The organism is Allonocardiopsis opalescens (assembly GCF_003002095.1).
Classification (GTDB): domain Bacteria; phylum Actinomycetota; class Actinomycetes; order Streptosporangiales; family Streptosporangiaceae; genus Allonocardiopsis; species Allonocardiopsis opalescens.
Window position 1 is genome coordinate 337,199 of the sequence record NZ_PVZC01000005.1, and the last position, 20,798, is coordinate 357,996.

The 20,798-nt window shown below is 73.4% G+C and carries 23 protein-coding genes; 11 read left to right on the forward strand and 12 right to left on the reverse strand.

From position 1 onward, the window contains the following. Positions 1-6 precede the first annotated feature (6 nt). A complete protein-coding gene (locus CLV72_RS18400) occupies positions 7-1,494 on the reverse strand; it encodes an anchored repeat ABC transporter, substrate-binding protein (RefSeq protein WP_106247775.1) in 1,488 nt (495 codons plus the stop codon). A 185-nt stretch (positions 1,495-1,679) separates the two neighbouring features. Here CLV72_RS18400 and CLV72_RS18405 point away from each other — a divergent pair, with 185 nt between their 5' ends. The 3 genes from CLV72_RS18405 to rpmF all read left to right on the forward strand — a co-directional run bounded on the left by CLV72_RS18405 (position 1,680) and on the right by rpmF (position 2,891). After that, complete coding sequence (locus CLV72_RS18405) at positions 1,680-2,321, forward strand: choice-of-anchor M domain-containing protein (protein WP_170141023.1); 642 nt, start codon at positions 1,680-1,682, stop codon at positions 2,319-2,321. Positions 2,322-2,446: 125 nt separating this feature from the next. Beyond that, positions 2,447-2,701 (forward strand): type B 50S ribosomal protein L31, encoded by a 255-nt coding sequence (locus tag CLV72_RS18410; protein ID WP_106247782.1) that lies wholly within the window; start codon positions 2,447-2,449, stop codon positions 2,699-2,701. Between the two features lie 19 nt (positions 2,702-2,720). Further along, positions 2,721-2,891 carry a 50S ribosomal protein L32 gene (gene rpmF, locus CLV72_RS18415; protein ID WP_106247784.1) on the forward strand — a complete coding sequence of 57 codons (171 nt, stop codon included), beginning with the start codon at positions 2,721-2,723 and terminating at the stop codon, positions 2,889-2,891. Between the two features lie 17 nt (positions 2,892-2,908). Here the strand turns inward: rpmF and CLV72_RS18420 are convergent, their stop codons facing one another. Then, positions 2,909-4,180 (reverse strand): YibE/F family protein, encoded by a 1,272-nt coding sequence (locus CLV72_RS18420; RefSeq protein ID WP_106247787.1) that lies wholly within the window; start codon positions 4,178-4,180, stop codon positions 2,909-2,911. Between the two features lie 325 nt (positions 4,181-4,505). On the opposite strand from CLV72_RS18420, the gene CLV72_RS18425 reads away from it, so the two are divergent. Continuing rightward, positions 4,506-4,808 (forward strand): hypothetical protein, encoded by a 303-nt coding sequence (locus tag CLV72_RS18425; protein WP_106247789.1) that lies wholly within the window; start codon positions 4,506-4,508, stop codon positions 4,806-4,808. A 47-nt stretch (positions 4,809-4,855) separates the two neighbouring features. Here the strand turns inward: CLV72_RS18425 and CLV72_RS18430 are convergent, their stop codons facing one another. The 4 genes from CLV72_RS18430 to CLV72_RS18450 all read right to left on the reverse strand — a co-directional run bounded on the left by CLV72_RS18430 (position 4,856) and on the right by CLV72_RS18450 (position 10,485). Continuing rightward, the gene (locus CLV72_RS18430; protein WP_211302942.1) at positions 4,856-6,757 is read right to left on the reverse strand and encodes a heavy metal translocating P-type ATPase; all 1,902 of its coding nucleotides are present in this window, start codon (positions 6,755-6,757) and stop codon (positions 4,856-4,858) included. Then, positions 6,754-7,215: an ArsR/SmtB family transcription factor gene (locus tag CLV72_RS18435; RefSeq protein ID WP_106247792.1), complete on the reverse strand. Its 462-nt coding sequence runs from the start codon at positions 7,213-7,215 to the stop codon at positions 6,754-6,756. Before CLV72_RS18435 ends, CLV72_RS18430 begins: the two co-directional genes overlap by 4 nt. Positions 7,216-7,738: 523 nt before the next feature. Next, complete coding sequence (locus CLV72_RS18445) at positions 7,739-8,221, reverse strand: SUKH-4 family immunity protein (protein WP_106247794.1); 483 nt, start codon at positions 8,219-8,221, stop codon at positions 7,739-7,741. 452 nt (positions 8,222-8,673) lie between these two features. After that, positions 8,674-10,485 carry a serine/threonine-protein kinase gene (locus CLV72_RS18450; protein ID WP_106247795.1) on the reverse strand — a complete coding sequence of 604 codons (1,812 nt, stop codon included), beginning with the start codon at positions 10,483-10,485 and terminating at the stop codon, positions 8,674-8,676. Positions 10,486-10,765: 280 nt separating this feature from the next. On the opposite strand from CLV72_RS18450, the gene CLV72_RS18455 reads away from it, so the two are divergent. Together CLV72_RS18455 and CLV72_RS18460 are read left to right on the forward strand one after the other, a co-directional pair. Then, a complete protein-coding gene (locus tag CLV72_RS18455; RefSeq protein ID WP_245930318.1) occupies positions 10,766-11,116 on the forward strand; it encodes an RNA-binding S4 domain-containing protein in 351 nt (116 codons plus the stop codon). A 107-nt stretch (positions 11,117-11,223) separates the two neighbouring features. Further along, positions 11,224-11,652: a cupin domain-containing protein gene (locus CLV72_RS18460; RefSeq protein ID WP_106247799.1), complete on the forward strand. Its 429-nt coding sequence runs from the start codon at positions 11,224-11,226 to the stop codon at positions 11,650-11,652. Positions 11,653-11,835: 183 nt separating this feature from the next. Here the strand turns inward: CLV72_RS18460 and CLV72_RS18465 are convergent, their stop codons facing one another. The 3 genes from CLV72_RS18465 to CLV72_RS18475 form a co-directional block, all read right to left on the reverse strand. After that, on the reverse strand, positions 11,836-13,089 hold the full coding sequence (locus CLV72_RS18465) for an acyltransferase family protein (protein ID WP_211302943.1): 1,254 nt from the start codon (positions 13,087-13,089) through the stop codon (positions 11,836-11,838). A 191-nt stretch (positions 13,090-13,280) separates the two neighbouring features. Then, a complete protein-coding gene (locus CLV72_RS18470) occupies positions 13,281-14,162 on the reverse strand; it encodes an SRPBCC family protein (protein ID WP_245930296.1) in 882 nt (293 codons plus the stop codon). A gap of 53 nt (positions 14,163-14,215) precedes the next feature. Then, positions 14,216-14,458 (reverse strand): hypothetical protein, encoded by a 243-nt coding sequence (locus tag CLV72_RS18475; protein ID WP_106247805.1) that lies wholly within the window; start codon positions 14,456-14,458, stop codon positions 14,216-14,218. A gap of 111 nt (positions 14,459-14,569) precedes the next feature. Here CLV72_RS18475 and CLV72_RS18480 point away from each other — a divergent pair, with 111 nt between their 5' ends. Beyond that, a complete protein-coding gene (locus tag CLV72_RS18480) occupies positions 14,570-15,604 on the forward strand; it encodes a MerR family transcriptional regulator (RefSeq protein ID WP_106247807.1) in 1,035 nt (344 codons plus the stop codon). A gap of 116 nt (positions 15,605-15,720) precedes the next feature. Here the strand turns inward: CLV72_RS18480 and CLV72_RS18485 are convergent, their stop codons facing one another. Together CLV72_RS18485 and CLV72_RS18490 are read right to left on the reverse strand one after the other, a co-directional pair. Further along, positions 15,721-16,212, reverse strand: a complete 492-nt coding sequence (locus CLV72_RS18485) for a DinB family protein (protein WP_106247810.1) — start codon at positions 16,210-16,212, stop codon at positions 15,721-15,723. A gap of 33 nt (positions 16,213-16,245) precedes the next feature. Further along, entirely contained in the window at positions 16,246-16,872 is a 627-nt protein-coding gene (locus CLV72_RS18490; protein ID WP_106247812.1) for a class I SAM-dependent methyltransferase, read from the reverse strand. Between the two features lie 87 nt (positions 16,873-16,959). Between CLV72_RS18490 and CLV72_RS18495 the strand changes: the two genes are divergently transcribed. After that, positions 16,960-17,550 carry a helix-turn-helix domain-containing protein gene (locus CLV72_RS18495; RefSeq protein WP_106247815.1) on the forward strand — a complete coding sequence of 197 codons (591 nt, stop codon included), beginning with the start codon at positions 16,960-16,962 and terminating at the stop codon, positions 17,548-17,550. Positions 17,551-17,641: 91 nt separating this feature from the next. Here the strand turns inward: CLV72_RS18495 and CLV72_RS18500 are convergent, their stop codons facing one another. Further along, positions 17,642-18,532, reverse strand: coding sequence for an alpha/beta fold hydrolase (locus tag CLV72_RS18500; protein ID WP_106247817.1), 891 nt, complete (start codon positions 18,530-18,532; stop codon positions 17,642-17,644). 319 nt (positions 18,533-18,851) lie between these two features. Between CLV72_RS18500 and CLV72_RS32880 the strand changes: the two genes are divergently transcribed. From CLV72_RS32880 to CLV72_RS18515, 3 genes are all read left to right on the forward strand, one after another. Continuing rightward, positions 18,852-19,769, forward strand: coding sequence for a TrbL/VirB6 family protein (locus CLV72_RS32880; protein WP_211302944.1), 918 nt, complete (start codon positions 18,852-18,854; stop codon positions 19,767-19,769). 4 nt (positions 19,770-19,773) lie between these two features. After that, a complete protein-coding gene (locus CLV72_RS18510; protein WP_211302945.1) occupies positions 19,774-20,055 on the forward strand; it encodes a hypothetical protein in 282 nt (93 codons plus the stop codon). A gap of 164 nt (positions 20,056-20,219) precedes the next feature. Next, on the forward strand, positions 20,220-20,759 hold the full coding sequence (locus tag CLV72_RS18515) for a histidine kinase (protein ID WP_106247820.1): 540 nt from the start codon (positions 20,220-20,222) through the stop codon (positions 20,757-20,759). Positions 20,760-20,798: the final 39 nt, after the last annotated feature.

Sequence of the window (20,798 nt, forward strand, 5' to 3'; positions counted from 1 at the left end):
CTTCTCCTACCGCAGGCACTCGGCCAGCGAATCGGCGTTGGCGCGCATCATGTCCTGGTAGTCGGCGACCTCGCCGTAGAAGGCGTCGCCGTACACCAGGCACACGTCCACGCCCTGGTCGTCGGCCACCCGCCGCAGCACGTCGGCGCGGGCGGCCAGGTTGGGCTCCACGAACACCGCGGGCACGCCGAGTTCGGCGATGGTCTCGGCCAGCTCGGCGACCTGGGCGGCGCTGGGCTCCTGGCCGGGCACCGGCACCACGAAGCCGGCGACGCTCATGCCGTAGGCGTCGGCGAGGTAGCCGAAGGCGTCGTGGGTGGTGATCAGCTGCCGGTTCTCCTCGGGGATGCCGGCCAGCCGCTCGCCGACGTAGGCGTGCAGCTCGTCGAGTTCGGCGAGGTAAGCGGCCGCGTTCTCGCGGTAGAGGTCCGCGCCGTCCGGGTCGACCTCGGCCAGGGTGTCGCGGATGACGTTGACGTAGGACTTCGTGTTGAGCACGTTCTGCCACAGGTGGGGGTCGATCTCGCCGTGCACGTGCCGGCCCAGCACGGCCTGCGGCAGCTCCCAGACGGGGGTGCCGGGCTCGCCGAGGAAGGCGAAGCGCTCGTCGTCGGGGACCTCCAGCCGGGCGCCGTCGTCCGGCGCGACCAGGACCGCGTCCTCGGCGGCGATGTCGCCCAGGTCGTCGTGGCGGACCACGATCTCTCCGGTGTCGAGGTCGACGGCGAGGTCGGCGTGGCCGAAGTCCACGGCCGTGCCCGCGCCCGGCTCCTCGGCCACGGCGAAGGTGAAGACCGCCTCGCCCGCCGGGACGCGCTCGCCGTCGCCGGGGTCGAGTTCGGCCGTCAGGGTCAGCTCGTAGGTGCCCGGTTCGGTGAACACCCAGCTGACGTGCGTGTGCGCGGCGGGCGGCAGGGTGGTGCCGTCGCCGTCGAAGCCGTCGGCGGAGTCGATGTAGACCTCGGGGTTCCCCAGGGCGTCGGTGAGGTAGACGAACAGCTCGCCCGGTCCGTCGAGGCCGGTGGCGCGCAGGTGGACCTGGGCGTTGACGTCGTCGACCTCCCCGCGCACCGCCAGGCCGAGCCAGAGCACGTCGAGCCCGAGGTTCTCCTCCATCGGGATGAGGCGGGCGCCGTGGGCCTCGGACTCCTCGGCCAGCGGCACGTAGGGCACGCCCTCGCCGAGGTTGTTGACCAGCAGCCGGGTGATCGACTGCTCCTCCAGCAGCATGCCGTTGCCGAAGCCGACGTCGGCCTCGACCACCGACAGGGCGTCGTCGGGCGCGGGCTCGTAGGAGTGCGGGTCGCCGCCCGGCGGGACCACCGAGGTCACCTCGACGCGCTCGCCGCCCACCTGGCGCACCAGGTCGGCCACCAGTTCGGTGGAGGCGACCACGCGCAGGCTGCCGCCGTCGGAGCCCGCCGCCGCGCCGCAGCCGGACGCCAGCAGCACGGCGAGTCCGGCCGCGCAGATCCGGTGAACGCCGACAGGCATGGGCTTCCTCCGCTCCCGGACGTGGACGCGAGAACCATAACAAGAACGATTATCGTTCTCAATATGCGACAAGTCCTACCGACCCGGGCATCGCACTACTGAGAATGATAATCATTCTTGCTAGGCTCGTGCTGCCCGGTGGCCCTCGACCGGCCGGGCCCGACACGACCGTCCTGAGGAGGACCATGAACCCGCGAAGAAGCGCCCTGCTCACCACCGGCGCCGCCGCCACCGCCCTGCTGCTGGGCGCCGCGCCCGCCACCGCCCAGGTGGTGCTCTCCGAAGGCCACGTCGACGTGGTCGAGGTCGAGTTCCACGTCGACCACTTCCACGTCCACGTCCACGACGACGCCAGTGGAGAGCTGGACCCGTCCGAGGTGCTGCTGCACGTCGTCCCCGCGGCCGAGACCGCCGTCCCCGCCGACCCGGCCTACGCCTTCCTGGGCGAGCCCGGCGATCCGGTGTGGATCCTGCCCCAGTCGCAGCAGCCCGGCGTCCTGTTCGCCGGCTGGAGCACCGAACCGGTCGAGCCCGGCGTCTTCCAGGACGAAGAACTCCGGTTCGAACTGCTCGACGTCAGCGGCCCGGGCGACTTCAGCGTCTTCGACACCACCGCGGCCGGCACCCCCGACATCCGCTTCGACAGCGGCGACGGCACCGGCGATGTGACGACCGTGCCCGTCGGCACCCACGAGCACACCAACTGGGCCTTCGAGGCCGAGGGCGACTACACCGTCACCCTGGAGGTCAGCGGCGTCCTCCTCGACGGCACCGAGGTCTCCACCGGCCCGATCGACTACAGCTTCACCGTCGGCGCCCTGTCCTGACCCGCCGGACCGGCCGCGCCCCGGCGTCGGCCGCACGGCCGGGGGATCCTCCCGGGCCCCCGGCCGCGCGGCTCCCGGGGCGCGGCCGGCCCTCCACCGCACCCGCCTTTAGGAAAGCGAGCAGCATGAAGAAGGACATCCACCCCGACTACCACCCGGTGGTCTTCCGCGACCGCGGCGCCGGCTTCGCCTTCCTCACCCGCTCCACCGCCACCAGCGACCGGCTGATCGAGTGGGAGGACGGCCGCAGCTACCCGGTGGTCGACGTCGACGTCTCCTCGGCCAGCCACCCCTTCTACACGGGCCGCTCGCGCGTGCTCGACACCCAGGGCCGCGTCGAGCGCTTCCAGCGCCGCTACGGCCGCACGAACCAGGACTGAACCGGAAAGGACCGCACTGATGGCCGTCCCCAAGCGCAAGACCTCACGCGCCAACACCCGCCACCGCCGCGCCCAGTGGAAAGCCCAGCGCCCCGACCTCGTCCCCATCGAGATCGCCGGCCGCCGCACCCTCGTCCCGCGCTCCCTCGTCCGCGCCTACCAGCGCGGCCTCATCCCGCTGCCGGACTGACGCGCGGCCCGCCGCCCTCAGGGCGTCCCGGCGTCGGCCGCCGCGACGGCGGGGGCCTCGGCGGCACGGTCGCGTCCGGAGGCGGCGGCCGCGCTGCGGGTGACGGCCAGTGCGGTCAGCGCGGTGGTGATGGGGACCGCCGCGATCAGGCCCAGGGTGCCCGCGACGGCGCGCACGATCTCCTGGCCGAAGACGGGGTTGGCCAGCACCTCGCCGAGCGGCTGGGCGCTGACGTTGATGAGCAGCAGCAGCGGCAGCGAGGCGCCCGCGTAGGCGAGGATGATCGTGTTGATCACCGAGGCGATGTGGGCGCGTCCCACCCGGCTCGCCGCCTGGTAGAGGCGGCGGAAGCCGTAGGACGGATTGGCCCTGGCGAGTTCGGTGACGGTGGCGGCCTGGGTGACCGTGACGTCGTCGAGCACGCCGAGGGAGCCGATGATGATGCTGGCCAGCAGCAGCCCCTGGGTGTTGATCTGATGGCTCATGTCCAGGTAGAACGAGCTCTCGTCGGTGATGCCGTTCAGCTCGGTCATCCCGATCGCCGCCAGTGACAGCAGGCCGGTCAGGCAGAGGCTGGACAGGGTGCCGATGACGGCCATGGACGTCGACAGCGCGAAGCCGTGCGTCAGGTAGAGCACCACCAGCATGATCGCGGTCGAGCCGACCACGGCCACCAGCAGCGGCGGCTGCCCGGCGAGGATCGCCGGGATGATGAACATCAGCAGCAGCACGAAGGTGACGGCCAGGCCGATCAGGGACATCACCCCGCGCCACCGCCCGAACGCGATCACTGCCAGCGCGAAGGCGACCCCCCACACCGCCAGTGGCGTGGACCGGTCGTGGTCGACGATCTGGTAGGCCGGTGCGGCGGCCGCCTCCGGACCGCCCGGGGCGGCGGGCATGCTCATCAGCACCACCCGGTCGCCCGGGTCGTAGCCGTGCGGGCCGGGGCCGGTGGGCAGGTCGGTGGTCACGGACTCCCCGGCGGCGGAACCGCCGGTCAGCTCCACTTGCGCCCGGCCGCACTCCCCTGGATCGGTCTCCTGCCCGCCCGCGGGTGCCCCCTCCACCGCGGGTGCCTCGGGGCACGGCGTGGACGTGATCTCGGCGATCGTGCCCGTCACCCGCTCCATGCCGGGGGCGGCCTGGCCGCTCGTGGGAACAGGGGCGGGCCACAGCACGATCAGTGCGATGAGGGTGAGCCCCGCGAGCGGGACGATGACGTACAGCGGCGCAGGCCACGCCTCCCACCCCGGTTCGCCGCTCCGCTGCCCGTGGCGACCGCCCATACCAGCACCCTTCCTCGACACCTCCGGACACCGCCGGCCGTGCCGCTCCGGACGCGCCCCGGCCCCGCGACCGGCGCTTCGCGGCGGTCCCGCCGTCGAAAGTACCGGCTCGCGCGGGTGGTCAGAAACGGTTCGCGGCCCGATGGCGACGGTTGGGACGGGCGCGCGCCGCGCCGTGTGCCGTGGGGCGGCGGCGCGAAAGCGGTTGCCAGGCGGTCCCGGCCCGGCCGCCCGGCGCGGCGGCCCCGTCGGCTGGTTTCACGGGTTCCGGCAGGCGGCAGTGTCCCAGGTGAGGACGTCTTTCCCGCATGGAAGGAGGCCGTCGATGGCGACCCCGACCGGGCACCGCACGCACACCGCCCACCAGCACGCTCACGGTGAGGGCTGCGGCCACGTGGCCCTCCCGCACGGCGACCACGTCGACTACCTGCACGACGACCACATCCACCGGCTGCACGGGGACCACGTCGACGAGTGCGACGGCTCCGGCCACCGGGTGCACGAGGGGCACGAGCACCAGCACGGGGACGGCTGCGGCCACGTCGCCGTCCCGCACGGCGACCACGTCGACTACCTGCACGACCGCCACCGCCACGCGGCCCACGACGGGCACTGGGACGACCACTGACCGCCGCCGGAGGCCGCGGCGCTGAGCCCCCGGCGGCGGCCGGGGGCTCAGGTGTTCCAGGCGGAGCGGCGCAGCAGCCGTGCGCCGTTCAGCGCGACCAGCACGGTGGAGCCCTCGTGGCCGGCCACCGCCAGGGCGAGCGGCAGGGTGGCGACCAGGTCCCAGGTGACGAGGACCGTGATGACGGTCGCCGCGATGGCCAGATTGGCGATCACGTACCGGCGGGCCCTCCTGGACAGGCGCACCAGCTTCGCCAGCGCGCCGAGTTCGTCGCGCACGATGATGACGTCGGAGGTGTCCAGGGCCAGATCGGAACCCCGGCGCCCCATCGCCGCGCCGGTGTCGGCCGCGGCCAGGGCGGGGGCGTCATTGACGCCGTCGCCGACCAGCAGGACCCGTTCGCCCCTGGCCTGGAGCCGCTGGACGGCGGTGACCTTGTCCTCGGGCATCAGGGCCGCGTGCACCGCGCCGATGCCGGTGCGCTCGGCCACCGTCGCCGCCACGGCGGCGTTGTCGCCGGTCAGCAGCACCGCTGGGCTCCCGGTGAGGGCGGTCAGCTCGCGGACCGCCTCCGGGGCGTCCGGGCGCAGGCGGTCCACCAGGGTGATCATGCCGACCCGTTCGTCGCCGTCGCGCACCGCCACCCGGGTGCCGGCGGCCGCCGGACCGGCGTCCGCGCGCTCCACCGTCACGGTGCGCCCGCCGACCCGTCCGGTGACGCCGCGGCCGGGCAGGGCGCGGAAGTCCTCGGCTCCGCCGGCCGGCAGCCCCCGTTCGGCGGCGGCGCGCACGATCGCCCGGCCCAGCGGGTGCTCGCTGTAGTGCTCCACCGCCGCGGCCAGGGCCAGCACCTCGTCCTCGCCGTGCCCGGCGGCGGCGTCGACGGCGGTGACCTCGGGCGCGCCCTCGGTGAGGGTGCCGGTCTTGTCGAAGGCGACCACGCTGGTGCGGCCGATGGCCTCCATCACCGTGGCCGACTTGACCAGGACGCCGTGGCGGCCCGCGTTGGCGATGGAGGCCAGCAGCGGCGGCATGGTCGACAGCACCACCGCGCAGGGGGAGGCGACGATCATGAACACGATCGCGCGCAGCAGCGCCTCCTCGAAGCCGTGGCCGAAGAAGGCCATCGGCACGGCCAGCACCAGCAGGGTGGCGACCACCACGCCGACGGAGTAGGTCTGCTCGACCTTCTCGATGAACAGCTGGGTCTTCGCCTTGGTCTCGGACGCCTCTTCGACCAGGGCGACGATGCGCGCGATCACCGAGGCCGAGGCCGGCCGGGTGATCTCCACGGTCAGCGTGCCGGTGCCGTTGACGGTGCCCGACAGCACCTCGTCGCCCACCTCGCGCAGCACCGGCACCGACTCGCCGGTGATGGCCTGCTGGTCGACCTCGCTGGTGCCCTCGACGACGGTGCCGTCACCGCCGACCCGCTCACCGGGGCGCACCAGGATGCGCTGCCCGGGCACCAGCTCGCGGCTGGCCACGGTGACCGTGCCGCCGTCCTCGCGCAGCAGAGCGGCCTGTTCGGGCGCCAGGTTCAGCAGCGAGTTGACCGAGTCGGCGGTGCGCTGGGTGACGATCACCTCCAGCGCGCCGGAGGTCGCGAAGATGACGATCAGCAGCGCCCCGTCGAAGACCTGCCCGATCGAGGCCGCGGCGATGGCCGCGACGATCATCAGCAGGTCGACGTCGAGCGTCCTGTCCTTCAGCGCACGCAGCCCCGCCAGCGCCGGCTCCCACCCGCCCGTGGCGTAGCACGCGAGGTAGAGCGCCCACCACACCGGCGCCGGAGCCCCGGCCAGCTGCAAGCCCCACCCGAGCAGGAACAGCACCAGCGCCGCCCCGGCCCAACGCACTTCCGGCAATCTCAGCCCGGTGACCAGCAGAGACGGCGGCCGCGCCAGCACCCGCCCCGGCGCCGTACCCGGCGCGTCCACCCGGATCACGCCCGCACCTCGCCGTCGGAGTCCCCGCCGGCCAGACGACCGGACTCGTCGTCGGCGTCCCCGTCAGCAGCACGACCGCCCCCCGACCCCGGAAGCCCCTCCACCGACACCCCGGCCCGCCGATGCGCGGACTCCTCGTCCAACGCGTGCTCGGCCTGCGCAACGGCCAAGGCCACCAGCGACCGCGCCCGGTCATCCTGCAGCCGGTAGTACACGCGCGTCCCGTCCTGCCGAGCCGCCACGACCCGCCCCCACCGCAGCTTCGCCAAGTGCTGCGAAACCGTCGTCGCCGACTTCCCCACCACCTCGGCCAGCCCTCCGACCGACTGCTCCCCCTCCCGCAGCGCCAGGATGATCCTGATCCGCGTCGGATCCGCCAACATCCGGAACACCTCGGCCGCCAGGTCCACGTAGGGGCTGTCCGGCCCGAAGCTGCACACCTTCTTACCTTCATGCATGCGAATATTGTAGGACTCGACGATGGGCTGGAGGTCGTCGGGGTCCCCCGAGCGCTCGGACCCACCGAGGGCGGCACGGGTTCACCGAGGCAGGATCACTGCACGGATCTCACGGCGGAGCCCGGCGATCAAGTATGAGCTTCCCTTGCCGGATGACGGGTCAATTCCCCAAGGTCCGCCGATTCCTCGAATAGCGCGGATCTCGAAATGATCGTCAGCCGATGAGGCCGGAAAGGAGCCATCCCTCCTGTCAGGCTCCACAAATCCATCAGCCACCATCTCTAACGACCACACGCCATGACATTCTTCCCACCGGATCGCCTGGTACTGGCGACCGAGCCAGACTTTGCCGTCGCGGACCGGCCAGCTCGGGCCACCGGTCATGCGCAGACAAGCGCGGCGAAAGTTTAGTTCGCAGTTCCGATGTTTGGGCGCACTCACTCCCAGTTAGATTCGACGACTCAGGAAAGGGTGAAATAACGAGGTTCGCACGCCGACTCAGACGACCAGGAATAACAGTCGCCTATTCGTCAACATAATCACCGATCGCGACGTCGTGAACTACATACTCCCAGATTGCATCCCCATCCGAAACGGTGTGATCGATATTCATCAGTTCCGCCATTAGTCGCCCTGCGATCACCTCGAGTTCCTCGCGGGTCACATCGACTGAACCGAATGGATAGGAGTCCATGAAGTAGTCAAGGCATCTAGCGAATTTCACTACGTCCGCATTCACGTGGCGCACGCTACGATCAATCAAGTTAACAGCTACTACGGCGCCATCTTCGGCGACACAGAAAACTTGAGATGTTGCACCATCGCCAATAATTGTGAAGTTTTGAGTGTCCACATATACAAATTCCGGTTGGATGTCCGGTCGACGGGCCCGGAATATAAATGTCTCCCCAGGAACTCCCACTTTTTCTAGAAATACCCTCGTCTCTTCATTGCAAATATGAGCGACCCACGACTCGGGATACTTGACTCTTCCACCCATATTCATACCTAACACGCAACTCAGCCCTGTCGGCGACTACGAAACCTGTCTGAAATTGCCGTCAACTGCATGGACCAATAGTCAACTCCCGCGGCAGAGGTGGTCCAGGAGCATAAATAAGTGACTCCAACATGTGGGCGCTCGCTCAATTTTGCACACAAGCCGTGGCTCAGGACTGCAATTCTGAATACATTTCATCAATTTGCCCGCCATTCACTTCCCTTCACGCCACTGAACGCATGAGGCCAGAAATATGACGACTTCTCTATCCGACAGACGCCGCAGCCTAGCCTGCATATCATTTTCATTGAAACTCACCATCTAAATACTCCGACTGTCAACGGTAGCGTGGGTTCATTGAGGACGATTGCCGCATCGAAATCTCGGCAGAGAGCCACAGTGAAGTAGGAATTGCCGAGATAGCGCAATCGCATAACGCCGTTCCGGCATCTGCCGGGCTAGTCGCTGATGACCTGTTGTTCGAAGTCGTCGAAGGCGATGACGACGTCTTCTCGTTCGGCTTCGTCGTCTTCGGCGACGGGGTGGTCCAGGATCAGGGCCATTCGGGCCTGCTCCAGGGTGGTGGCGCCGGGGAGGGGGTCGCGGTCGACGGTGTGGGCGATCCGGGTGCCGTTGACCCACATGGCCAGGCGTACGGCTTGGCCGTCGTCCAGGACTTCGCATGAGGCGTGGAGGCGGTTGACCGCCTCGGGGCGGGTGTCGTAGGTGGGGACGTCGGTGACGGCCTCCAGTTCGTCCAGGTGGTCGGCGGTCTGGCGTTGGATGAACGCGGATCCGTCGGCGACCTCGACCAGGAATTCGTAGCGGGTGAAGACCTCCTCGCCGCTCTCGTCGTCGGCCCATGAGCCGAGGCAGCCCAAGCCGTACTGGCCGAGCGGTGAGGACTCGACGACCTGGGCTTCCACTCCGGCGAGGGTGCGCGCGGGATGCGGCTCGAAGTCGGGGCCCGCGACCCAGACGATGCGGTCGGGGCGGGCCCGCAGGATCATCCGGCCGTCCAGGTAGCCGGAGGAGTCGTCCGTGCGGTCGAAGGCGAAATCGCTACCGCCCCAGCCGGAGGCGGGATCGGAGAAGTCGTCCGTGGCGAAGGGCGTCAGGGAGGCCGGAAACTCCGGGCCGGGGCCCGCCGTCGCGGGGCCGTGGGTGGACCGGGTTCCGGCCGAGTCGGCGCTGGAGGCGTTCCAGGACGGCAGCGCCCAGGTGGCGAGGACGGCCACCACGGCCAGGGCGGCGGCCGCCGCCCCGCCCAGCGCCAGGCCGCGGGGCGGGACGCGTCGGCGCCCGCCGATCCGGCCTCGTGCCGGGCCCGACCGAGTTGACGGAGCCGCGGGACCTGACGGACTCGACGGACCGGCCGGAACCGGGCCCGCTGGACCGGCCGGTCCCGCCGAACCCGACAGCCCCTCCGTCGTGGCAACCGGTTCCGTGATGCCCGTCAGTTCCGCGCGCAGGCGGCGGGCGGTCGGGCGCAGCGCCGGGTCGGTGCTGAGGGTGCGACGGACCAGTGCGGCCAGGCCGGGGTCCAGGCCGGGCAGGCGCGGTTCGGTGTGCATGGCGTTGTAGAGGGCGGCCTGCGGGGTGTCGCCGCTGAAGGGTGGTTCGCCGGTGGCGGCGAAGGCGACCAGGCAGCCCCAGGCGAAGATGTCGGAGGCTGGGGTGGCGGGGCCGCTCGCCGTCTCGGGCGCGATGTAGCCGGAGGTGCCGAGCACCGTCCCGGCGCCGGTGCGGGTGCCCGTGGTGTCCAGGAGCCGGGCGATGCCGAAGTCGATCACCACGATCCCGACGTCGGACAGCATCACATTGGCCGGCGTGAGGTCGCGGTGCACGACCCCGGCGTCGTGGATGGCGACCAGCGCGTCGGCGACGCCCACGGCCAACTGCTCTAGCCGCGCGCCGCGCATCACCCGCCGGCGCACGGCGTCGCGCAGGGTGGTGCCCTCGACGTACTCCGTGACGACGTACGCGGGGTCTCCGTCGATCCGGGCGTCCAGGACGGGCGCGGTGCAGAAGCGGGCGACGCGCCGCGCGGCGCTCACCTCCCGGGTGAGGCGGGCCCGGTAGACGTCGTCGTCCAGGAGGTACGGGTGGATGACCTTGACGGCGACCCGCTCGCCGCGCGGGTCGCGGGCCAGGTAGACGGTGCCCGCGCCGCCCCGGCCGAGCCGGCTCAGCAGCTGGTACGGGCCGAGGACCCTCGGATCGCGCGGTCCCAGCGGACTGCCCGCGGGCCCCGCGCCGGTGGATGCCATCGTCGGTTCGCCCCTCGGTGTCAGAGCGCGGTGGAGGTGGAGCGGACGCTGTTCGGGGCCAGCCTAGGGACGCATCCGGTCCCCGTACCGGAAAGGCCGCAAGCTGCCACCTTCACCGGTACGTGATGTCATGATCACTCCGGGTCCGGGCGGGAGCGCCCCGGGCGGCGCGGCGCGTACCATCGGCGCTGTGAGCGATACCCGTACCGAGACCGGACCGGACGGGACGCCGGCGGCGCGGCCGGTTCCCGGCCCGCCGCCCGGACCGCCGTCCACCCGGGTGGACCGGTGGCTGTGGGCGGTGCGGCTGGTCAAGACGCGTTCCGACGCCGTCCAGGCGTGCCGGGGCGGGCACGTGCGGATCGACGGCCGCCCGGCCAAGGCGGCCGCGGCGGTGCGGGCCGGGGCCGTCGTACGGGTGCACCTGCCGGGCGGGACCCGGATCGTGGAGGTCGTCCACATCATCGAGAAGCGGACCTCGGCGCCGATCGCGGTGCAGTGCTACATCGACCGCACCCCGCCCCCGCCGCCCGAGCAGCACGGCTCGGTGCCCCGGCGCGACCGGGGAGCGGGGCGGCCCACCAAGCGGGACCGCCGCCGGCTGGACCGGCTGCGGCGCGGCGAGAGCTGAGCACCCGGCGCGTCCCTGCGCCGCACCGCCACCACCTGGGCTTACGGTTTCCCCATAGTGCCGCCGGGCTCCTCCGGCGGGCGGACCCTCCACCACAGGGGACGACCATGCGGAACACCGTGCGCAGCGCGCTCATCGCCCTGACCTGCGCCTTCGCCCTGGCCCTCGCCCCGGCGAGCGCGCAGGCCACCCCGCCGTCCGGCGTCACCGGCACGACGCTGGGCCGTACGACCGTCGACGGGCGCGACTACGTGCTGCGCGAGATCACCATCGCGCCCGGCGGGAGCACCGGCTGGCACCACCACGACGGCCCGGTCTACGGACGGGTGCGCTCCGGGACGCTCACCCACTTCGTCGCCGACTGCTCCACCGACGGCGTGTACGGCCCTGGCAGCACGATCACCGAGGTCCCCGACGAGGTCCACGTCGGACGGAACCTGGGCGGTGACCCGCTGGTCCTGGAGGTCCTCTACGTGCTGCCCGCCGGCGGCCCGCTCTCCCAGGACGACCCCGACCCCGGCTGCGGCTTCGGGTAGGACCGCACGCCTCCCGACCACCCGCACGATCCGAGGGCGCCCCCCGGCACGACGCTGATCAGCCGGCGCCCGCGGCCCGGTCCTGGAAGCCGGGCGGCCCCATGCCGTGGCCCCCGGCCGACCCCGACCGCCGCGGCGCCCGGGTACCCCGGCCCGGCTCCGGCCCGGCCGGGCGCGGCGCCGTCACGGCGCCCGGTCGAGGCCGCGGGGACGGTGCGGCGCGGCGGGGCTTGCGGGACGGATCCGCCGGGCGTCGTTCCGCCAGGGGGCTTGGAGCGGTCGGAACGGGTACCGGTGTCCGTTGAGCCAGTGGCCGACCGGAGTGGAGCGCACCAGCAGGTGGTAGCCGGCGACCAGGGCGGCGCCGGCTGCGAGCCAGGTCGCGGCGAGCTTGACCGCGATGGGCAGGTCCAGGCGGGCCAGCGGGATCTCGATGGCGATCAGCAGCGGCAGGTGCGTCAGGTACATCCAGTACGAGGCGTCGGCCAGGTAGCGGATCGCCGGGCGCTCCGCGTGGAGGAAGCGGACGCAGATGCCGAGCAGGGCGTAGACCCAGCTCCATCCGGCCACCGCGGTGACGGCGGCGGACAGCGGCAAGGGCGCCCCGGGCCCGGCGGCCAGGAGCGCCGGCACCGTCGTCCCGACCGCGGCGGTGAGGTGGGCGGGCCACGAACGGGCGATCCGCCGCAGCGCCCCGGGGTCCGCCTGGAGTGCCCAGCCGACGGTGAACGCGCCGGCGTAGGCCGTCAGCGCTGCCAGGTCCGGCGCGAGCGCGGCCGGCGCGGCGATTCCGCCGTCGACCGTGCCCTGCCGCAGCAGGGCCGCCCAGTACGGCACGGCCGCCGGCAGCACGCCGAGCGGGGCCGCCAGCAGGCGGCCGGCCCACTCGGCCGACCGTGCCGCTCGACGGGGGCCGATCACCGCCAGGATCAGAGCGCGGACGATCAGCACGATCAGAACGCTCTGCAGCAGCACGAGCAGGAACCACAGCTGGCCCGGGGGCAGGGCGAGCAGCGGGTGCGCCGCGGCGCGCGGGGCCGGATCCGGTGCACCGCGCAGCCGGGCGTCGAGGACCATCAGCGGCCAGAGCGGGAGGACCGCGAGCGGCCAGAAGACGACGAAGGGCAGCCCGATCCGCAGCAGCCGGTCACCGAGGTACCGCGACCACCCGCGGCGGTGCAGCACGAGCCGCCCGAAGTAGCCGGCCAGCAGCATGAACAGCGACATCCGGAACAGGTGGATGACGGACACCGCGACCGCGGCGAGGGCCGAGGAGCGCTCGTCGGCGACCAGCCAGTCCGCGGCGGGATCGAAGGGCAGCAGCGAGTGCAGCACGATGCCCAGCAGCAGCGCGCCGGCGCGCAGCGCGTCCAGGCCGTGGAGACGCGGGGCGGCCGACCGGTGGGCGTCGTCTCCGCGTCGCGTCGGGCAGGCCACCGTCGCCACGGTACGCATCCGCCCGCGCGGAGGCCCGCACCGCCGGGTGCGCCGAGGTCAAGTGAGCAGAAACTCTGCGCGGCCGCCGGCCCGTGGCCCGTCCCATGCGAGGTGCGACGGAGCCCGCCGACGGCCGGCGCCGACGGCGGGCCCCGCAAGCCCGGTCTCGCCGAAACGCCCGACGCAGACCGCTAGGACGCGGCCGCCTGGGTGATGCCCTGGGCGTGGAACCGGAGCTGCTGCCGGGCGATCCACCGGACCACGCGATTGGCGATCCGGCCGCGCAGGGCGTTGGGCCAGCCCATCCGCAGGTGCAGCCGGGCGTGCTCGCCGACCGGCTCGATGTCGATCCGCAGCGTGCGGGGGGCGCCGCTCCGGTCCGCCCGCGTCCAGGTGACGGTGCGGCCCGGGACGCTGTGCGTGATGGACTCGCTGTACGTCGGCTCGCCCTCGCGGAGCAGCTCGACGGAGCCGTCGCCGAGCCGGCGCGAGCCCGTGCTGTTGGCCTCCCACTCGGCCCGCCGATCGGGGTCGCCGACGACGGCCCACACGCGTGCGACCGAGACCGGCACTTCGAGCCGGTAGACCGTGTACTCCCAGCCCTCGGGCGCCGCGTCGGCCGTGTCGGGGCCGCCCGCCGCGGCCGGCTCCGGCTCGGGGGTCCGGTCCGGATCGCCGAGCTCGCGGCGGATCCGGTCGGTGTCCACGCCGAGCCGGTCCAGCAGCCGCCGCACCCGGCCGCCGCCGTCGTCGATCAGCGCCGCGATCAGGGCGCCGTCGCCCTCGGCCGACGGGCAGTCGTCCACGATCTCGCGCAGCCGGGGGCTGAGCGGCAGCAGTTCCGGTGCGCCGGGGCCCAGCGCGGGCGGGGCGGCGTCGATCCCGAGCAGGGCGAGGTCCTCGCGGACGAGCGCGTCGATCGCCGAACGGGCTTCGGCCAGCCCGACGCCCGCGTCCATCAGCAGCCGTGCGCCGGGCCCGCCGTTGACGAGCACCCCGAGCAGCAGCTGCTCGAAGCCGACCTCGGCCTGGCCCGTGCGCGCCGCCTCGCGGCTCGCGGCCAGCTCGATCATGGCTCGGTCGTAGCCCCGTGCGAGGGGGGACCGCTTCGTTGCCGGGTCCGTCATCACTGGCCTCTCTCGGTCGCGCCGATGTGGCGGAGTCGTTTCCCGTACTTCTTGTGCACGGCCTGCCGGGTCACCCCGAGCGCGGCGGCGATGGAGGACCAGGTCTCCCCCGCGCGCAGCGCCTGCTCGACCTGCCGCAGCTCCAGCGAGTCGACCAGGGCCCGCAGCGAGGCGACGGCGCGCAGGCCGTCCACGGGGGCGGAGGTGTCCGAGGCGGTGGCCGCCAGCTTGACCGCGTCCATGGTGTCAACCTAGGTTGCGCAACCTCCGACTGTCAACCTGGGTTGCGCGACGGGCGGTGACGGATTCTCCGACTTGCGCCTCAAGCCGCTTGAGGTACCACAGTTGGCCCCATGAGCGAGCACGAGCTGTACCCCATCGGAGACGCCGCGCGCCGCAGCGGCCTGAGCGTGAGCGCCGTGCGCTTCTACGCCGACACCGGGCTCATCCCGCCCACGGGCCTGAACGACGCCGGCCACCGCATGTACGACATCGACGCCATCGCCCGGCTGGAACTCGTCCGCACCCTGCGCGAGCTGGACACCGACCTGGACGAGATCCGCCGCCTGCTCGAAGGGGGCACCACCCTGCACGACCTGCTCAGCACCCACCTGGAGATCGTCGAGCGCCAGGAGCGCACCCTGCGGGCCAGGCGGGCGGTGCTGAGGACCCTGATCAGGCAGGGCGGCACCACCGCCCAGGCCGACCTGATGCACAAGCTCGTCTCGATGACCGACGAGGAGCGCGAACAGGCCGTCGACGACTTCTGGACCGACGTCGGCGAGGGCCTGGACGTCCCCGAGGGCTTCGTGGACCGGCTGCGGTCCATGCGCCCGGTCCTGCCCGCCGAGCCCACGGCCGCCCAGCTCGAAGCCTGGATCGAGCTGGCCGACCTGGTGGGGGACCCGGCGTTCCGCGACGCCGTCCGCGCCTACCTGCGGGACGCCTACTCCGCACCGGAGGCCCGGGCCATGGCGACCGAGCCCTTCCAGGACTTCATCCACGGGAGCAGCACCCAGCTCATGGCGGAACTGATCGCCGCGCACCGCGCCGGGGAGTCGCCCCGGTCCCCCCGGGCGCGGCAGGCCGCCGCGCGCTTCCTGGCGGCGGCCGTCGCACTGTCCGACACACCGCTCACCCCCGAGCTGCGCGACCGGATGGCCGACGGATTCCGGCAGGTGCCCGAGCTGCTGCGCCAGATCGCCGAGGAGGAGGCCGCCGCCGACGGCCCCGGCTACGACGACACCCACGGCCGGTACCTGTCGCTGGTGACGCGGATCAACGGCACCGCGACCGACGAGGACCTCGACTCCGTCCCCTACGCCTGGATCGCCGAGGCCATGCGCGCCGAGGACCCGCTGCCCTCTCAGGGCGTGTCCGCGAGCTGAAGCGCCGGCGGTGGCCGGTCCCCCTGTTCCCCTCATCAGGTGGTCGGCGCCTCAGCGCCCTGGGGCGGGGCCCCGGCCGATGGGGGGAACGCGGAAGGGACGGACGGGCATCGGGCTCAGCGCCCGGTCGAGCCGTCGATCTGCTCGCGGAGGATGTCGGCGTGCCCGGCGTGGCGGCCGGTCTCCTCGATCAGGTGGACGAGCGCCCAGCGGACGCTGGGGGCGGGGCGCCGCGAGCGCGGCCTCGGGAGCGGGGCGCCCAGGTCGGTGCACCCGTCCAGGACCTCGTTCGCCCGCTCGACCGCCGCCCGGTAGCGGGCGAGGACGTCGGCGACGCCGTCCGCCGGCGCCGCGTGGAAGGTCGCCTGCCAGTCGGCGACCTCCTCCCCGAGGAAGGTCGCGCGCTCGACGGCGGCCAAGTGGTTCAGCAGGCCGAGCAGGTTGGTGCCCGAGGGCACTCCGGCCGTGCGGACCTGCGGTTCGGGGGCGCCGTCGACCTTCGCGGCGATCGAGGCCCGGAGGTAGTCGAGGAATCCGCGCAGCACCTCGGCCTCGCCGCCGCCGGTCCGGGGCGGCGGGGTGTCCTTGCGGCGGGCGGCGGTGGGCATGGTGGTCTCCCTGGTCGGAAAGCGCGAGCCGGGTCAGGCGGTGCGGCGGATGAGCAGGACGTGGTCGGTGACCTCGGCGGTGCGCCCGTCCGGGCCGGTCGCGGTCCGGCGCGGCGCGTCGGCCCGCTCGACCGTCCAGGCCGCCGGGTCCAGGCCGATGCCGGCGGCGACCTCCCGCGGGCTCGGGAACCGGGCGTCAGGATCCTGGTCCCACGACCACGGGGCGGTCGAGCCGTGGTCGACCACCAGCAGCAGCCCGCCGGGGCGCAGCGCGTGCCCGGCCGCGCGCAGGACGGCCGCCCGGTCCAGTTCGAAGGAGCTGTGCAGGTAGTGCGCGCTGACCAGGTCGAACCGGCCCGCCGGGAAGGATGTGTGCAGGTCGTGGCGCTCGGCGGTGATCTGCTCGCCCAGCCCGCGCGAGCGGGCGAGGCCGGCGAGCCGGTCGACCGCCACGGCCGAGATGTCCACGGCGGTGACCCGCCATCCCCGGCCAGCGAGCCACAGCGCGTCGCCGCCCTCACCGCAGCCCAGGTCCAGCACGCGGCCGGGCGGCAGGCCGGTGACGGTTTCGACGAGACGGGCGTTCGGCCGCGGGTCGGCGGCGGCCGGCCGGGCGGCGTAGAGACCGTTCCAGAACGTGTCCGCGTCGGTGCTGCTCATCGGGGCTCCTTGTCGTCGGATGCGCTCAGTGTCACCGGAGCCGGCGCGATCTGGCACGAAATCTTGCGGTTCTGGCAAGATGGCCGCGTGGACCGCGAAACGGAGGACGTGCTCGACGTGGTCGGGCCGCGGCTGCGCGCGCTGCGGCGCGAGCGCGGTATCACCCTCGCCGCCCTCTCGGCGGCGACCGGGGTGTCGGAGAGCACCCTGTCCCGGCTGGAGAGCGGTCAGCGCCGGGCCACCCTGGAGCTGCTGCTCCCGCTGGCCCGCACCTACGGCGTCCCGCTGGACGACCTGGTCGGCGCCCCGCGCACCGGCGACCCCCGGATCCACCTCAAGCCGATCCGGCGCTACGGGATGGTCTTCATCCCGCTGTCCAGGCGGCCGGGCGGCACCCAGGCGTTCAAGATGATCATTCCGGCCCGGCCGGAACCGCTCCAACCCACCCCGCAGACCCACGAGGGCGCCGAATGGCTGTACGTGCTCAACGGCCGGCTGCGGCTCGTGCTCGGCGAGCGCGACCTGGTCCTGTCCCCCGGTGAGGCGGCCGAGTTCGACACCTCCCTGCCGCACTGGCTGGGCAGCGCCGACGGCGGCGCGGTCGAGCTGCTGATCCTGTTCGGCCTGCAGGGCGTGCGCTCGCACCTGCGCACCGGCCCGGGGTCCGCGCCCCGCTGACCGGCGCGGCCGCGCCCCGCCGGGACAGGCCGGAGCCCGGCGGTCGGGGCGACCGCCGGGCCGGTGGGTCTCGGGCCGGGTGCCGGGCGGCTCAGCCGGCGGCGTGGGCGGTGATGCGCTCGATCGCCTCGACGGCGACCTCGGGCTCGTCGGTGTAGATGTAGTGCCCGCTGCCGTAGGCGATGCTCAGCTCGCTGCGGCTGGACACCTCGAGCCACCCGCGCTGGCCCGCGGTCCAGTCCTCCTCAAGGCCCGGTCCGTACTCGGGGACCTCGGCGAGGTACTGCTGCCCGTGCTGGATCACCTGCACCGGGATGTCGCCGGCGGAGCGGACCTCCCCGTCGGTGAACACCAGCTGCTCGGGGTTCTCCCCCGCGAAGACCGCCAGCGTCTGGGCGCGCAGGTCGCCGGCCGGGCCGGTGGCGGACTCGGGGATCCTGTTGCCCAGGTCGGTGATCGCGGTCGGCGAGGTGGCGTCCAGCAGCACCAGGCCCCGCACCCGCTCGTCGTCGGGGGCGTACCTGGCGGCGATCAGCCCGCCCATGGAGTGCCCGGCCAGTACGACGGGCCCGTCCCCGGCGACGTGGTCGAGCACCCCGGCCAGCGTCACGCCGATCGCGTCGTAGTCCTGGGGGCCCTCGGGCTGGTCGCTGGCGCCCGCGCCGAGCCTGTCGTAGGCGCACACCCGCCGTTCGGCGCTCAGCGCCTGCTGAAGGGCGGCCATCGCGGTCAGGTCGTCGCCCCCGCCGTGCAGCAGCACGATCACCGGCTCGCCCTCGACCGCCGCACCGGAGCAGGCGACGTTCACCGAGCGCCCGTCCACGTCGATCACCTCGGTCTGGGGGGCCTCCGCGGAGGAGGCGGGCTCGACCATGGCCGAGGACGGGTTCGCCTGCCCGCCCGCCTCGGCGCATCCGACCAGCCCCGCGCCGACGGCCCAGCACAGTGCGGCCACAACGCTCACCCTGCTCGCGCGGTTCATGAACGACCTCCAAGAAGACGGAAGAAACGGGGAAGGTTCCGGGAGAGGCAGCGGCCGCGCGGCGCCGTGGTGGCGGCCGTTCCACCGGGCGCCCGACCGGAGCGCTGCATCTGCCGAGAACGCTACGGAGTCGGCCGCCTCCGCGTCGTCACCCCAGGACGTACACCCGCCCGTAGCTCCCACGGGGGACAGCCGCCTCGGGGCGAGGGCCGCCGGGCACCGTAAGCCCTGGTCAGATGCTGTTTCCGCTCCGGAGCCGACGGGCAGCGGCCGCACGACCGCGGACGGACGCGGTGACCCCGGACCACGAGGAGAGACCATGACCGAGCGCGGCCAGGCGGAGCCCCGCGAGGCGCCGGCCGGCGCCGAGCAGCACGGGCGGGACGGCGCGGAGCCCGAGCACCCGGTCCGGCCGCGCGGCACGGCCGCCGAGCCGCCCGACGTGCTGCTGGACGTGCCCGAGCTGAAGGTCGACGAGATCACCCTGGACGTCGAGAACCTGCGGGCGCGGGTCTCCCTCCAGGCCGAGGTGCTCGACCTGCTCCGGCTGAACGTCGGCGCGGACGTGGACCTCGGCAGGGTCGACCTGACCATCAAGGGCGTCGAGGCGCAGGCGCTGCTGAAGGTCCGCCTGGACAACGTGGCCGCCATCATCGAACGCGTGCTGCGGACGATCGACACCAACCCGCAGATCCTGGAGCACGTCACCCGCGGCCTCGGCCCGGCCCTGCGCGACCTCGGCGCGGGCGGCGGACAGGCCGTCGGCGCGGTCGGCGAGGGCGCGGGCGGCGCCGTCGACCGCCTCGGCGGGGACGCCGGGCAGGCGGTGCGCGATGTCGGCCGCGGCGCCGGGGAGGCCGTGGGCGAGGCCGGCTCGGCGGTGGCGGGCCTGCCGGGCGGCGCGGAGCAGGCGGTGCGCGGCACCGGCGAGGGGGTCGGAGCGGCCGCGCGCCGGGCCGGCCCTGTCGTGGATCGGGCCACCGCCGCGGCCGGGGGCGGCGTGCCCGCCGACGACGGGCCCGGCCCGGCCGTGCGGGACAGCGGCTGGGCCGGCGCCGGGCACAGCGGCCCCGGGGACGACGGAGCCGGGCCGCACGGGCCCGGCCGCGCCGATGGCCCGCCGGCCGAGGGGGCGCGCAGGGTGATCCGCAAGGTCCGGGCCGGCGCCCGCCAACTGGGGCGCGAGGCCGGGGGCGCGGTGTCCCGGGCGGCGCGGGCCGCCCGCGAGGCGGACTGAGGCCATGTCGCGACCACGGCGGCCGCGCCGGGGCGACGTGGAGTTCACCGCCACGGTCCGGGCGGCCGAGATCACCTTCCACACCCGGCCGGAGACCTCGGTGGACTTCCCGGGCGAGGGCGGCCGCGAGTCCGCCTCCGGCGCCGACTGCACGAACCTGCCGGCACCGGTCGCCCCCGGGACCACCTACCGGGACGTCGAGGTCGATTACCGCCTGGCCTCCCGGCTCACCGGCGAGGACGAGCCCGAGGACTCCGAGGCGCCCCCGGACGACGGGCCGCCCTGACCGCTCCGGACCGCCCTCACCGCAGGCCGCCGCCATCGCGGCCGGCCCCGCACGTCCCGCCATGCCGCAACAGCAGACCCGCTACCGGCCGGAACGAACCGACTGGCGTCAAGCTGCGCCACACGAACTTGACATGACGTCATTCGTGACGTCATAGTGGAGCCATGGATCTGACGCCGTATGTCGACAAGCTCCACCGCCAGCTCGTGGCCGCGGCCGAAGCAGGCAGCGAGGAGACTCGGGCGACCGCAGAGCACCTGGCGGCCTCCCTGGACTCGGCCGCGCGGCTGGCCGTGATGGACGCGCTGTCCGACGCCGCCGACGAGATCACCCGCGATTTCGCCCCCGGCTCGGTCGAGGTCCGCCTCCGCGGGCGTCACACTGACTTCATCGTGACACCACCCCCGGTCTTCGGATCCTTCGACGAGACCGGCGACGACGGTCCCGCCGGGACCCCGGGCCGACCCGGCGACATCGCGCCCGAGTACCAGCCGGAGGCCGACGACGGCGGCACCGCACGGGTCACCCTGCGCCTGCCCGACCACCTCAAGCCGCGCGTCGAGGACGCCGCGCGCCGCGAAGGGCTGTCGGTCAACGCCTGGCTGGTGCGCGCCGTGACCGCCACGCTCGACACCGGCGCCCGCCGCGCCGACCGGGGCACCGGCCGCCAGATCGGGCGCGGCCACACCGGCTGGGTCCGCTGACCCCGCGCTCCCGCCCGCCACCACCAGAACGTCTCCCAC